This is a genomic window from uncultured Tateyamaria sp. (assembly GCF_947504105.1).
In the GTDB taxonomy this organism is placed as follows: Bacteria; Pseudomonadota; Alphaproteobacteria; order Rhodobacterales; family Rhodobacteraceae; genus Tateyamaria.
Map to the genome: position 1 here is coordinate 10001 of NZ_CANNGP010000025.1, position 13474 is coordinate 23474.

Sequence of the window (13474 nt, forward strand, 5' to 3'; positions counted from 1 at the left end):
GCCGCACCGATCAGTCCCAGACCCATTGCCCCCGCCATGATCTGCCGACGGTTCACATACGCCGCCAACGGCGTCGCGTCGGCGCGCGTGAGGGTGTTTTTCCAACGATGGGCCATTCAGGTGTCTCCTACGATTTCAAGCACCATGGCACATAGATGGGTCTGACCGGCTACCAAAATGATATTCGCTCACGCCCTTGTCACCGGGTTGTAACTCGGAGTGATTTCGTTCAGCGGCCGCGACCGGCCATCATCCTGCACGATGCGCACATGGCGGCGGCGCATCATCCGTGGCTCTGCCACGCCAACAGAGTGCGCAATGGTCTCGACCTCGTGGATGATTTCACGGGCATAGCGCATCACCCGCTTTTCCTTGTCTTCCACAACAAGCCCCTTCTGGAAACGCTTGTCATGCGTGGTGATGCCGGTGGGACATGTATTCTTGTTACACTTCAGCGCCTGAATGCAGCCCAGGCTGAACATGAAGCCGCGCGCGGTGGTGATGAAATCAGCGCCCGCCGCCAGCGCCCAGGCAATATCGCCCGGGTTCACCAGCTTGCCCGAGGCGACGATGCGAATGCGATCCTTCAGGCCCGCCTCGTCCCGCAAATCGACAACGGCAACCAGCGCCTCGCGGATCGACATGCCCACCAGATCGATCAGAGGCATCGGCGCCGCCCCCGTTCCGCCCTCACCACCGTCTATTGTAATAAAGTCGGGCGCACAGGCCGCCCCCCGCGTGTTGATCACGGCAAACAGCTCGGCCACCGGGTGCTCTGCCCCCACAACGGTTTTGATCCCCACCGGCTTCCCGGTCACACCGCGAATGTGGCACACAAGGTCCAACAGGTCGTTCCAGTCATTCACCTCGGCATGGCGGTTCGGCGAAATCCCATCCTGACCAGCACGCAGGCCGCGGATGCCAGCAATCTCCTCCGTCACCTTGGCTCCGGGCAGGATCCCCCCCTTGCCCGGCTTAGCCCCCTGCGCCAGCTTGATCTCGAACATCCGCACCTGCTTGTGGGCCGCCACTTCGCGCAGCTTGTCGTCACTCAGGTTGCCCTCTTCATCGCGGACACCGAACTTGGCCGTGCCGATCTGAAAGACAATGTCGCAACCACCCTCAAGGTGATACTTGCTGATCCCGCCCTCGCCCGTGTTCATCCACACACCTGCCTCTTTCGCACCCCGGCTCAGGGCACGCACGGCCGGTTTGGAAATGGCGCCATAACTCATGCCGGAAATGTTGAAGAACGACCGAGCCGTATAAGGTGTGCGCGCGCCCTCACCAATCACCATGGGGGCAGTGCGCGCAAACTGATCCTCCAGCGGCGGGAAGGCCGCATTCACAAAGATCGGCGTACCGACAACATTCAGGTTGCGGGTCGATCCAAAGGCCACCGTGTTACTGACCCCCTCGCCCGCCCGCTTGATCCACTCACGCTGCGCCCGGTTGAACGGCAGCTCCTCGCGGTCCATGGCAAAGAAGTATTGGCGAAAGAACTCGCCCAAGGTCGAGAACAAATGCCGGAACCGCCCGATGACCGGATAATTCCGCCGGATCGCATCGTGGGTCTGGGCCCGGTCGATGACGAACATGACCAAAGCCACGGCAACCGCCAAACCAATAATGAAAAAGAAGCCGAGGACCAGAACCTCGAGCACAGACATTGCAAATCCCACGACACCATCCCTCTAAAGTTCCGCACACTGTGCAAAGCCCGGAGCAAGGAAGCAAGCACAGGCGGGTTTCTGCCATGCTTAACAAAGTCGTGAGTGGAAATGTGAAGACGGCCCAGCTTAGGGGCTCAATGGCGCGTTTCAAGATAGTGTGGGAAAAATTTCCACGTGATCCATACACCGATATCACACGTTTCCCTTTCGATGCCGCATGACGGGTATCGCAACCTATTAAGGGAGACACTCATATGTTCCGCAAGACACTTCTCGCCTCCGTCGCAATCGCCGCCGTTGCAACTGCCGCGTTCGCCGGTACAGCCAAAAAAGACATCGTTGACACAGCCGTCAGTGCAGGCTCCTTCGAAACACTCGTGGCCGCAGTCCAGGCCGCCGGCCTGGTCGACACGCTGAAAGGCGAGGGTCCCTTCACGGTCTTCGCACCCACGGACGAAGCGTTCGCCGCCCTGCCCGAAGGCACAGTCGAAAGCCTGCTGCTGCCCGAGAACAAGGACCAGTTGACCGCCATCCTGACCTACCACGTTGTCCCGGGCAAAGTGATGTCGACCGATCTGCAGGACGACATGGAAGCCACCACCGTCCAGGGTGACGCCGTCACCATCGACCTCGACGACGGCGTAAAGGTCGACGAGGCCAATGTCGTCAGCGCCGACATCGAAACCTCGAACGGCGTAATCCACGTGATCGACAAGGTGATCCTGCCCGAAACAAGCAGCTAATTTCTGCAAATCCGAGCAGTCGACAGGGGCCCGCTGGCCCCTGTTCTTTCTCGCGCCAAAGCTTTGCCTGAATCCGGTTCAAATGCGGCGCGAAGCAAACAACTTTACTGGAATTTTCCGGAATCCCGTCGATATGACGCCGCAGTTCGCCGCTAGCCCGTTGTTCAGGGGTTGGCCGAGTAGATGACACGGGTGCCCTTAATAAAAACAATTTTCATAAGGGTACTATAATGCCAACCATCAACGAAACATTTGACTCCGTTTTGAATGCGCATGCGAGCGGCAGCTACAATATCGCCGTGGGCGATGTCTTCAATGGCGCGTTGTCTCCGACGGACACGCAAGATGCCATCAACTTGACCGGGCTGACGCCGGGCGAAACCTACACGATTTCGGTCACTGTTGCTGATCCCACCGGGAGCCTTTCTCTTATCCTGGTAAACCACTCTGACTTCCATTCGCATGGTTTCAACTTCGTTGACGGTGCTCCGCTGGAAACAACCGGTTTTAATCGCCATTTTGCGTCAAGTACTGCGCCCGAGGTCGACGGCAGCACCTTCAGCTTTTCCTTCACCCCGGCGCCTGGCATCACCAGCTTTGCGTTCGCGCTGCAAACCAATGACACCGAAACGTACAGCATCACGCTGGAAGAGGCCGTTCTCGAAAATAAAATATCGTCGACGGCACCGCCGACGATGACAAGCTCAACGGGTCTGAAGACGTTGACATCATCGCCGGTGGCGATGGCAACGACCACCTTGATGGCTACGGGGGTGATGACATTTTGAACGGCGGTGCGGGCAAGGACAAGCTGACCGCAGGTACAGGCAACGACACCCTGTCCGGCGGTGACGGCAACGACCTGTTGAAAGCGGGTCAGGGTGACGACCAACTGAACGGTGGCGCGCGCAATGACCGCCTGCACGGCGACGCAGGCAACGACACACTGAACGGCGGGTCAGGCAATGACAAACTATATGGCGGTGACGACAACAATGTGCTCGACGGCGGCACCGGAAAGGACATCCTGACCGGAGGTGCTGGCGCAGACGTGTTCGTCTTTGGCAACGGGTCGAACAGGGACACCATCACCGACTTTGAAGATGGCGTGGACCTGATGGACTTCAGCGGAGACGCATCAATCGCATCGCTCGCGGATCTGTCGATCTCACAGAACGGCACAGATGTCGTGATCAGCCACGGTGGCCCCGATCAAGTCACACTTCAGAACATGGATGTCGCTGACATTGATGCGACGGATTTCATCTTCTGATCTCAGATAGAGATGAAAAGGAAAAGGCCCGCAAAGATGCGGGCCTTTTGCGTTAGTGCACCACGGCATCATCCGGGCGTGGTCGGTTCGAGGCACTTATGCGATCTCCGATGATCAACCCTTCGCTGCCAGCTGACACCTCGACGGCCTCGCCATCCTTGATGTCGCCCGCCAGCAGCATCTCCGCCAAAGGGTTCTGAAGCGCCGATTGGATCACCCGTTTCAAGGGCCGCGCCCCAAAAACGGGGTCATACCCCTCATCCGCCAGCCATTTTCGGGCCCCTTCATCCAACGACAGCTCGATCTTCCGCGCCGCCAGCCGTTTGAGAAGCCGTGCCATCTGGATATCCACGATTCCATCCATATCGTCGCGCGCCAGCCGATCAAAAATGATCGTCTCGTCCAGACGGTTCAGGAATTCGGGCCGGAAATGCGCCCGCACCGCGTCCATCACATCCCGCCGCGCATCGCTGGCATCCGCACCTTCGGGCAACTGGCTCAACGCCTGCGCCCCCAAGTTAGACGTCAGGATAATCAGCGTCTGCTTGAAGTCGACCGTCCGACCCTGACCATCCGTCAGCACACCATCGTCAAGTACTTGCAAGAGCACATTGAACACATCCGGGTGCGCCTTCTCGACCTCATCAAACAGCACGACCTGATAAGGCCGCCGCCGCACGGACTCAGTCAGCACGCCGCCTTCATCATAGCCGACATAGCCCGGAGGGGCGCCGATCAGCCGAGCGACCGCGTGTTTCTCCATGAACTCGGACATGTCGATGCGCACCATCGCACTGTCATCGTCAAACAGGAACTCGGCCACCGCCTTGGTCAGTTCTGTCTTGCCGACACCGGTCGGCCCAAGGAATAGGAACGAGCCCAGCGGCCGGTTCTCGTCATTCAGACCGGTCCGTGCCCGGCGTACGGCGTTGGCCACCGCGCGCACGGCGCGGTCCTGACCGATAACCCGATTGTGCAGCTGGTCCTCCATACGCAGCAGCTTTTCACGCTCGCCTTCCAGCATCTTGGACGTCGGAATACCCGTCCAGCGCTCGACCACGCTCGCGATCTGCTCAGGGCGCACGGCTTCAGCCACCATCGCATCGGTCTCGGCGCCCTCGGCTTCGCCCAGCTTCCGTTCCAGATCAGGGATCACACCGTAGGACAGCTCACCCGCCTTCGCGAGATTGCCCTCTCGCTTGGCGATATCCAACGCGGCCCGCGCATGGTCCAGCTCTTCCTTGATGTCACGGGCCGAGGCCAGCTTGTCCCGCTCACCCTGCCACTGCGCCGTCATCTCGGCACTGCGGTCCTGCAAATCTGCCAAATCTTTTTCCAACGTCTCCAACCGATCTTTCGACGCTTGATCGTCCTCAAGATGCAGCGCCTCCACCTCGATCTGCATTTGCAGGATCTGACGGTCCAGGGCATCCAGCTCCTCGGGCTTGGAATCCACCTCCATCCGCAAGCGGGACGCGGCCTCGTCTACAAGGTCGATGGCCTTGTCAGGCAGGAATCGGTCGGTGATGTAGCGATGCGAAAGGGTTGCGGCCGTCACCAGCGCGCTATCGGAAATACGCACACCGTGGTGCAGCTCGTATTTTTCCTTGATGCCCCGCAGAATGCTGATCGTATCCTCGACCGTTGGCTCTACAATCATCACCGGCTGGAAGCGACGGGCCAATGCCGCGTCCTTTTCCACGTACTTGCGGTACTCGTCCAAAGTGGTCGCCCCAACACAGTGCAGCTCGCCCCGCGCCAGTGCCGGTTTGATCAGGTTGGCCGCATCCATAGCGCCATCCGTCTTGCCCGCACCAACCAGTGTGTGCATCTCGTCGATGAACAGAATGATCTCGCCCGCGGCCTCGGTCACCTCGGTCAGAACTGCCTTCAGCCGCTCTTCGAACTCACCCCGATACTTTGCACCGGCAATCAAGGCACCCATGTCGAGGGCCAGCAAACGCTTGTTGCCCAAGCTTTCCGGCACGTCGCCGTTCACGATGCGCAGGGCCAATCCCTCGGCGATGGCCGTCTTACCCACGCCGGGCTCGCCAATCAGAACCGGGTTGTTCTTGGTGCGACGGGACAACACCTGCATCGCGCGGCGGATTTCCTCGTCGCGGCCGATGATGGGATCAATCTTGCCCGCCTCGGCCCGTTCGGTCAGGTCCATCGCGTATTTCTTCAACGCGTCATACCCTTCCTCGGCACTCGCGGTATCAGCCGTACGTCCCTTGCGAATGTCATTGACGGCGGAATTCAGAGCCTGCGGGTTCACCTTACCCGCCTCCAGCGCGTCCTTCGCACCGGATTTGACCATACCGAGGGCCATCAGAACGCGCTCAACCGGCACAAAGCTGTCCCCTGCCTTCTTGGCCAGCGCTTCCGCCTCGGCCAACACCTTGGCCGTCGCGTTGTCCAGATACACCTGGGCCGCATCACCAGTGACCTTGGGCATCTTCGCCAGCGTCTGATCTACATGGATCAGCACGCGTGCAGGGTCGCCGCCCGCACGGGTGATCAGATTGGATGCAAGGCCCTGCTCGTCATCCATCAGTGCTTTCAAGATATGCTCGGGGGCAAGCCGTTGGTGGCTGTCGCGTGTGGCGATCGTCTGCGCCGCTTGCACAAAGCCGCGCGACCGTTCCGTGAACTTGGACAAGTCCATGGGTCATTTCTCCTTTGTCAGCGCCCATTTCAAGCCGCGCCCTCCCGGAGGCACGCGGCCCAGCAGGCCTATGCATGCAAGATGGGGAAGGGACAAACGTTGCACAAGTGCCACAGTCGGACTTTGGCGCGAATTTTTCAAAGCGGTCTGCGGCCCCGATTTACCATGCAACATCACATCAATCCTTCACATTCGAACGCGCAACTCACGCCTTTTGGCAAAACCCCGCCGATTCAAAGGCTTAGCTGAAACACCATTCTCCATACGTATCCGTTGCGAAAAAGTTAGCAAATTCAGAATCTTGCCTAAAATCAGCCCCTTATTTCCAAGCTGCCGGGCACAGCTCTGTGAAGCGGCGTGAAAATTTCCCCCCTGAAATCCCAGGAAACCTGACCCATGTTGAATTGTACACGAGCAGAACCACAACATGTAGGTGACCCAAATGCAGACTGTTCCGTTGCAACTGAGCGATGTAATCTACAACGCCGCCACGCAGTCTTTCGAAGCCCTTGTGACCGTGCACGACACGGTCAGGGAACGCAGCTATGCCTGCGCCATCTCGGCGCCCATCACCATGGAGTTCGAGGACGCAGCCAAGGGCCTTGCGACCCAGGCGATGCGCCGCCACAGCAATGGTCGGTCGAGCGGCTTGCATATGCCCGCCTCCATTGCGCCCCGCCATCCTCATCGACTTGCGGGTCTGCGCCGCATGACAATCGACACATTCGCTGCGCTGCGTCCACGCGCGGCCTGACTTCCCTCGTCCCGGGGCCACACGGGCTTTGCGCATCTTCTGTCCCCGCGCAAATCCCACCGCACCGGGACCATACAGAGACAGGTGCCTGCCTGCTAAGTCTCTGAAACTGGCCCGGGTGCTTTACGCATCCGGGCTTTTTTTCATCTTCAACCTGCCCTAAGACCGCGCAAACGCCAGATGCAGGGGACCAGACATGACAGACGACAGATTGATCGTGGCAATGGATGTGCCAAACGCAGTGGCCGGGCTGGAACTGGCCGACCGGCTTGGGGACAGCGTCAGCTTCTACAAGATCGGGCTTGGGATGCTGACAGGCGGCGGCCTTGCCCTCGCAAACGAGCTGAAACAGGAACGCGGTAAGCGTATCTTCCTGGACATGAAACTGTTCGACATTGGCGCCACGATCGAAGCGGCGGTGCGGGGCCTGTCGCAATTCGATCTGGACTTCCTGACGGTGCATGGCGATCCCCACGTGGTACGCGCAGCCAAGGAAGGGGCGGCAGGTAGCAATCTTAAGATACTTGCGGTAACAGTGCTGACATCCCTTGATCGCGCCGACCTTGACGAATGCCTGATCCAGGCTGGTGACATCTCTGACTTGGTTACAGAACGGGCAGGCCGCGCTTTTGCCGCCGGGGCCGACGGTGTGATCGCGTCGCCGCACGAGGCACGCGCGATACGCGCCCTGCCCGAAGCCGATGGTCGGCTGATCGTCACCCCTGGTGTCCGTCCGGCAGGGGCCGATCTGGGTGACCAGAAGCGAGTCGCAACACCGGCAAATGCAGTCGCTGACGGTGTCGATCATATCGTCGTGGGCCGCCCGATCTGGAAAGCACCCAGCCCAAAAGCCGCAGCCGAGGCAATTTTGTCAGAAATGCTTAGTTCGCAGGCATCTTCGCCAAACCACTGAGTTCACGCAGCTTTTCTTAACTCCGCACCAGAGCCAATGGGGCTCCGGATCAACAGTTTGTGCCATTTAGGCAACGGGCCACAGTATATTGGATGAGTCAGGAATTCCCGACTCGAAAAACTCCCGCACAGGTGGTATGTGACCTTAGGTGATACTCCCTGACGGACCGGCTCTTCCTGAGGTTCGTCACCTCCCCCCGCTCAGCGCGGGGGGCTTTATGTCAGGGCCTTTCAATCGTCGCAGACATGACACCCGCCAGGTAATCACGCAGGCGCGGCTCGAATTGCGGCACGACCCATTCGTGGTCCAGGAACGTCTGCACGTCCATCAAATCCCACGCCTGCCCCTCATCCCCAAGAGAGATCTTGCTGACCATGCCCGCAGGCACATGCGCAGCGAAAAACCACGAAATCTCTCCGCTGGTGGACCCATAATCGCGGCCCCAGCGCACGCGGTCAGGATCAATCGTCAAGTTCAACTCCTCTTGAGTTTCCCGCAAGGCGCATTGCAAGGGTGTCTCGCCCGCTTCCCAGCCACCTCCCGGCAAATCCCAGTGACTGGGCCACAGCAGGCCGGGCTTATCATCGCGCAAGAGCGTTGCCAGACGATCACCCACAAACAGAGCCAGTTTCGCCCCGATCAACCGTCCGGCCATGTTCATTTCCTCACTGACTTGCTACACTGAAACAACTAGCCACAAAGCAATACCATGCCCAGCCTTTGCCGCGACTGTCTCACCACGTTCGATGCGGGAATCCGCTGCCCGTCCTGCGGTGCGCCGCGCGTGGTCAGCCATCCCGAACTCTTTGACCTGACAATCGCGCACATGGATTGCGACGCCTTCTACGCATCAGTTGAAAAACGGGACGATCCCAGCCTTGACGGCAAGCCGGTGATCATCGGCGGTGGACGACGGGGGGTGGTTTCGACGGCCTGCTATGTGGCCCGCATCCGCGGTGTGCGATCCGCCATGCCCATGTTCCAGGCGCTCAAACTCTGCCCTGACGCCATCGTGATCAAACCGCGGATGGAGGCCTATGCCGAAGCCTCCCGCGCGATCCGCGACATGATGGAAGAGATGACCCCAGCCATCGAACCCCTGTCGCTGGACGAAGCGTTCCTTGACCTCACAGGCACGGCCCGTCTGCATGGCGCGCCGCCAGCGGTTATGCTGGCCCGACTGATCAAACGCATGCGGGATGAACTGGGCCTCACCGGCTCCATCGGCCTGTCGCACAACAAGTTCCTCGCCAAGGTCGCGTCAGACCTCGAAAAGCCGCACGGTTTCTCGATTATCGGCGCCGTAGAGACTGCCGACTTTCTGCGGGACAAGCCCGTACGACTGATCTGGGGCATAGGCCCGGCAGCACAGGCCTCGCTCGACAAGGCAGGCATCCGCACCTTCGCTGACCTTTTGCGTTGGGAACAGACAGATCTGGTGGCACGGTTCGGGTCCATGGGTGATCGGCTCTGGAACCTCGCGCGCGGGAAAGACGCCCGGCGCGTCACGCGCAACGCACCGATGAAATCGATCAGCAACGAAACCACATTCAGCGAAGACACCAACAATCCCGACATCCTCGATGGTCATCTTTGGCGCATGGCTGAAAAGGTCTCGGGTCGCGCAAAGGCGCGCGGCCTTGCAGGCCGGGTGGTGACCCTAAAACTCAAACGGCACGACCACTCCTCGCTCACACGGCGGGTATCGCTGCGCGATCCGGCACAGCTGGCCGACACGATCTACCGCACGGCGCGCGGACTGTTCGATCAGGTTGGGGATGAAGGGCCCTATCGACTGTTGGGCTGCGGTATTTCTGACCTCTTGGATGCCGACAGCGTGCAGGCATCGGGCGACCTGCTGGACCCCGACGCACGCAAGCGTGGGGAAGCCGAACGGGCCACCGATGCAATTCGCGACCGGTTCGGACCGGATGCAATTGTTAAAGGGCGTGCGCTCCGCTGAAGGCTACTCAGCGGCAAGTGGCAAGCGGTTTTGACCGACGGCAGACACCTCTGCCACGACAGAACGCAAGCGGTCTCGCACACACTCAAAATCAGCGTTGGGCTCAATCAGGCTTTCGTTCATGTACAAGGATCGGTCAATCTCGACCTGGACCGCATGCTGATTCCGAGACGGACGGCCATAAGCCTGGGTGACATAGGCCCCGGCGAAGGGCGCGTTGCGGGCAACGGTGAACCCGGCCGAGGCAAAGGCCGCCTCGATAACATCCATGATCTCGCTCCCGGCGGCAGCGCCAAAGCGATCCCCCAACACGACGTCGGGGCGCTTTCGCGCACCTTGGGCAATGCCATCCATCGCTTCGTGTGGCATCGAATGGCAATCGATCAACACAGTCAGGCCATGATGCTGATGCGCGCCATCCAGCAGCTTTTGCAGCATTTGGTGATAGGGGCGCCAATACAGGTCGATACGGCGCTCGGCCTCACGCATGGGCAACTTGCCGCGATAGATAACGCGGCCATTGGCTACCACGCGGGGGATAACCCCCAGACCACTGGCAATGCGCGGATTGTGGCCCTGACGGCGCACCCCTTCGATCAAGGCAGGGTCCAACTCGTCCGCACTGCGGTTCAGGTCCACAAAGGCGCGCGGCGCACCTGCCTTAAGCAAAGGCGCACCGTGCTGCGGCGCCGCGTCGAACAACTTGTCAACAAATGCGTCCTCGGAAGACCGTATGGTGCGCTCGTCCAATACCGTCCGGCGCAGGAAGCTCCACGGGTAATCGCGCCCGGAATGGGGCGATGCAAACACCACGCACGATGTGCGGCGTTCCGGGTGCAGAACTTCGTATGCAACCTTTGGCATGGCCTCTCCTCTGGATTCCAACATAGACCGAGAAATGGGAAAGCCAAAAGCCCTTGATCCTCTCTTCGACTCCTTTTATACGCCCCTCACCCGGCGCGGATTTCCGCGTCCGCTTTCTTTGTGGGCAGGCCATCCGGGACGGTCAAAGTGGGCGATTAGCTCAGCGGTAGAGCACTTCGTTGACATCGAAGGGGTCACAAGTTCGATCCTTGTATCGCCCACCACCTATTCCGCCAACCGGGGCAACCCGCACGGCACTAAAACACCGGCACGTCTGTGCCAAAACGCAACCCGGCGCTGCTTCGCGCCATGAAATTAAGGGAAGAAGCGCCATGAAGGTTCGCAACTCGCTCCGCTCGCTGAAAAACCGGCATCGTGATTGCCGCGTCGTGCGTCGCAAGGGCCGTGTGTACGTCATCAACAAGACGCAGCGCCGGTTCAAAGCACGCCAAGGCTAGGCCCTAAGCGACAGACATGCAAAAGGCCGCTCCGCTTAGGAGCGGCCTTTTTCTTTTGTGACATCTGGGCCGCCGCGCAGCTCAAACCCGTTCGAGCGCAAGAACAGCGTCGGTCACGTCAGCTTGCTGACCACCTGGGCCTTTGGCTTTCCGATGGATCGGCCCGACAAAAACCTGACGCCAGTGCGACACCTCAAGGTCGAGTTCCAAGAACCTGTCTTGTGCCGAAATCTCCCGCTCGTTCGGGGCGCTCCACGACCAAGGCGCATGGGTCTGATGTGTCGCAACAAGCAGAAGGCCAGATGGGCGCACGGCAGAGGCGGCTGCCCGCAAAACCAGGGCGCATGGAAAGTCGAACGGTGTCTGCAAAAACATGGCCGAGACAAGGTCGAATTTTCCGTCTGGAAAGCTTTTGGACAGATCATGCCGCTCGAACACGATATGATCTGCCACATCGTTTCGTGCGGCATTTTTTGCCGCAATGCCCAGCGCAACGGCCGAGATGTCGACGCCAAGGACCCGCCAGCCTTGTTTGGCCAACCAGACAACATCATCCCCCTTCGCGCACCCCAGATCAAGCGCGTGACCCGGCGCGCGACCCGTTGCAAACCGCTTCAGGATCGTCGAAGGAAGTCCCGATGTCCGCGAAGACGCGTTGCCATAAATGCCCTCCCAAAAGTCTTCGGCTGATCCGGTATGTCGATCAGGACGCATCGTGTTCGCCCTCCCTTTGCTGCGTTCTCAGGACAATGAGGCATAAGGCGGCGTGGATCGTGATAGGCAGCCAAAGCGCCCGTTTCATGGCATCGATATAGATGGACGGATCGGATGCATCCTCAAGCGCAGGGAAATACACTTGCCCCACCACCGCGATACCAAGGGCGATGCCAATCTGCTGGAAGGCTTGCAGGGCACCGGAGCCCGCACCGGCGTCGGCCGCCGGCACCTCTTTCAGCACCAGTTGATAAAGTGCCACCGTCGCCGTACCGACCCCAGTGCCAATAACGGCAAGCGGGACCCAGAGCATTGGAACGGAGGCTGTTGCAGTGATGGTGACCTGCAATGCGCTCATGCCAAGGAGGAGCAACACCAGTCCGAAGAGGGCGCGCAAGATCAGGTAACGGGTTCCCATGCGGCTGGATGCAAGCGATGAAATCATGATGCTGACGGGATGCGCCGCAAGAGCGATACCAGCCCCTGCCGGGGTCAGACCCAAACCCAATTGCAGGACCATGGCTAGAGCGACAATCGGCCCGGCAATGCCGATGAACATGGTCGTAACGATCCCGACGCGGGTCAGAAAACGCGGGTTACCCAGAAGGCTCGCTGGCAGGATCTGGGGCTTCTCTTGGGCTGCGAGGTGGTGCTGGTGCCGCCAGAATGCTGCTGCCGTCAAAAAGGACAGGCCGACCGGGGCCGCAAGCCATTTGGGCCAACCCAATGTGCGCCCTTCGATGACAGGATAAAGCAGCGCAACTGCCGCAACCGCAAACAAGGCCGCGCCACTCCAATCAACGGCTTGTCTCTTGCGCGTGGGACCAGCGGGAAGAACAAGATATGCGCCCACAAACGCAACCACGCCGAACGGCAAGTTGACCAGAAAGATCATCCGCCAACCCAGCCCCCAAAGATCGGCAGAGATCAGGAGACCACCCGCCAAAGGACCGGCCATGGCCCCGAGGGCCGTAACCATTCCAAAGAGGCTGATGGCCTTCGCCTTTTCATCCTCGGGAACGCTCTCGTGGAGGATCGCGAGCACCTGCGGCATCATCATTGCGGCCGCAAGACCCTGACAGAAACGCCCGAGGATCAGGGTTTCGATGGTCAGAGCAAAGCCGCAGGCAGAAGATGCGACGGTGAAACCCAAAAGCCCGCCAAGGAAAAGGCGGCGCCTGCCAAAGACGTCGCCAAACCGTCCAAATGGCAACAACCCTGCCGCAAAGGTCACGATATAAATCACCAGCGTCCATTGCAGGTTGCTGTTCGACGCCGAGAACTCTGTTTGGATCGCCGGAAGCGCGAGGTTGATGATGGTCGTATCCAGCATGTTGATGAAAGCCGCGGTGAACAGAAACGCGGCGTTAAGCCAGTATTGGCGAAAGCTTGCAGCAGCGGTGGGAGGGTTGTGGGTGAGCGTCATTGAGTCGACTCCAGCAGTGGCGAAG

Annotated in this window: 14 protein-coding genes and 1 tRNA gene (1 of these 15 only partly in view); 8 read left to right on the forward strand and 7 right to left on the reverse strand. The window is 59.8% G+C overall.

The window, feature by feature from the left end; all coding sequences use genetic code 11:
- Together msrP and Q1A75_RS14860 are read right to left on the reverse strand one after the other, a co-directional pair.
- Window positions 1–116: the 5' end (the start) of a protein-methionine-sulfoxide reductase catalytic subunit MsrP gene (gene msrP / locus Q1A75_RS14855; protein WP_299548891.1), read on the reverse strand. Its footprint begins 790 nt before the window's first position; 116 of the gene's 906 nt are visible here — the first part of the coding sequence; it begins with the start codon at window positions 114–116; its stop codon lies beyond the left edge, outside the window.
- A gap of 72 nt (window positions 117–188) precedes the next feature.
- Entirely contained in the window at window positions 189–1682 is a 1494-nt protein-coding gene (locus Q1A75_RS14860; protein ID WP_299548894.1) for an FMN-binding glutamate synthase family protein, read from the reverse strand.
- A 245-nt stretch (window positions 1683–1927) separates the two neighbouring features.
- On the opposite strand from Q1A75_RS14860, the gene Q1A75_RS14865 reads away from it, so the two are divergent.
- The 3 genes from Q1A75_RS14865 to Q1A75_RS14875 all read left to right on the forward strand — a co-directional run bounded on the left by Q1A75_RS14865 (window position 1928) and on the right by Q1A75_RS14875 (window position 3689).
- A complete protein-coding gene (locus tag Q1A75_RS14865) occupies window positions 1928–2416 on the forward strand; it encodes a fasciclin domain-containing protein (RefSeq protein WP_299548897.1) in 489 nt (162 codons plus the stop codon).
- A 230-nt stretch (window positions 2417–2646) separates the two neighbouring features.
- Complete coding sequence (locus Q1A75_RS14870; RefSeq protein ID WP_299548900.1) at window positions 2647–3204, forward strand: hypothetical protein; 558 nt, start codon at window positions 2647–2649, stop codon at window positions 3202–3204.
- Complete coding sequence (locus Q1A75_RS14875) at window positions 3090–3689, forward strand: calcium-binding protein (protein WP_299549039.1); 600 nt, start codon at window positions 3090–3092, stop codon at window positions 3687–3689. The genes Q1A75_RS14870 and Q1A75_RS14875 overlap by 115 nt, the downstream gene beginning before the upstream one ends.
- 52 nt (window positions 3690–3741) lie before the next feature.
- Here Q1A75_RS14875 and clpB read toward each other — a convergent pair whose 3' ends face one another.
- On the reverse strand, window positions 3742–6357 hold the full coding sequence (gene clpB / locus Q1A75_RS14880; protein WP_299548903.1) for an ATP-dependent chaperone ClpB: 2616 nt from the start codon (window positions 6355–6357) through the stop codon (window positions 3742–3744).
- Window positions 6358–6799: 442 nt separating this feature from the next.
- On the opposite strand from clpB, the gene Q1A75_RS14885 reads away from it, so the two are divergent.
- Both Q1A75_RS14885 and pyrF read left to right on the forward strand, forming a co-directional pair.
- Entirely contained in the window at window positions 6800–7111 is a 312-nt protein-coding gene (locus tag Q1A75_RS14885) for an orotidine 5-phosphate decarboxylase (RefSeq protein ID WP_299548905.1), read from the forward strand.
- Between the two features lie 196 nt (window positions 7112–7307).
- Window positions 7308–8024, forward strand: coding sequence for an orotidine-5'-phosphate decarboxylase (gene pyrF / locus Q1A75_RS14890; RefSeq protein WP_299548907.1), 717 nt, complete (start codon window positions 7308–7310; stop codon window positions 8022–8024).
- Between the two features lie 220 nt (window positions 8025–8244).
- Here the strand turns inward: pyrF and Q1A75_RS14895 are convergent, their stop codons facing one another.
- Window positions 8245–8679: an NUDIX hydrolase gene (locus tag Q1A75_RS14895; RefSeq protein WP_299548909.1), complete on the reverse strand. Its 435-nt coding sequence runs from the start codon at window positions 8677–8679 to the stop codon at window positions 8245–8247.
- A 54-nt stretch (window positions 8680–8733) separates the two neighbouring features.
- Here Q1A75_RS14895 and Q1A75_RS14900 point away from each other — a divergent pair, with 54 nt between their 5' ends.
- Window positions 8734–9987: a DNA polymerase IV gene (locus Q1A75_RS14900; RefSeq protein ID WP_299548911.1), complete on the forward strand. Its 1254-nt coding sequence runs from the start codon at window positions 8734–8736 to the stop codon at window positions 9985–9987.
- Between the two features lie 3 nt (window positions 9988–9990).
- Here the strand turns inward: Q1A75_RS14900 and Q1A75_RS14905 are convergent, their stop codons facing one another.
- Window positions 9991–10851, reverse strand: a complete 861-nt coding sequence (locus Q1A75_RS14905; protein WP_299548913.1) for an N-formylglutamate amidohydrolase — start codon at window positions 10849–10851, stop codon at window positions 9991–9993.
- Window positions 10852–11000: 149 nt separating this feature from the next.
- Between Q1A75_RS14905 and Q1A75_RS14910 the strand changes: the two genes are divergently transcribed.
- Both Q1A75_RS14910 and ykgO read left to right on the forward strand, forming a co-directional pair.
- Window positions 11001–11075 (forward strand) — tRNA-Val (locus Q1A75_RS14910).
- Window positions 11076–11183: 108 nt separating this feature from the next.
- Window positions 11184–11309: a type B 50S ribosomal protein L36 gene (gene ykgO / locus Q1A75_RS14915; protein WP_005850168.1), complete on the forward strand. Its 126-nt coding sequence runs from the start codon at window positions 11184–11186 to the stop codon at window positions 11307–11309.
- Between the two features lie 81 nt (window positions 11310–11390).
- Here the strand turns inward: ykgO and Q1A75_RS14920 are convergent, their stop codons facing one another.
- Together Q1A75_RS14920 and Q1A75_RS14925 are read right to left on the reverse strand one after the other, a co-directional pair.
- Window positions 11391–12023: a class I SAM-dependent methyltransferase gene (locus tag Q1A75_RS14920; RefSeq protein ID WP_299548916.1), complete on the reverse strand. Its 633-nt coding sequence runs from the start codon at window positions 12021–12023 to the stop codon at window positions 11391–11393.
- Window positions 12013–13449, reverse strand: coding sequence for an MFS transporter (locus Q1A75_RS14925; RefSeq protein WP_299548918.1), 1437 nt, complete (start codon window positions 13447–13449; stop codon window positions 12013–12015). The genes Q1A75_RS14920 and Q1A75_RS14925 overlap by 11 nt, the downstream gene beginning before the upstream one ends.
- Window positions 13450–13474: the final 25 nt, after the last annotated feature.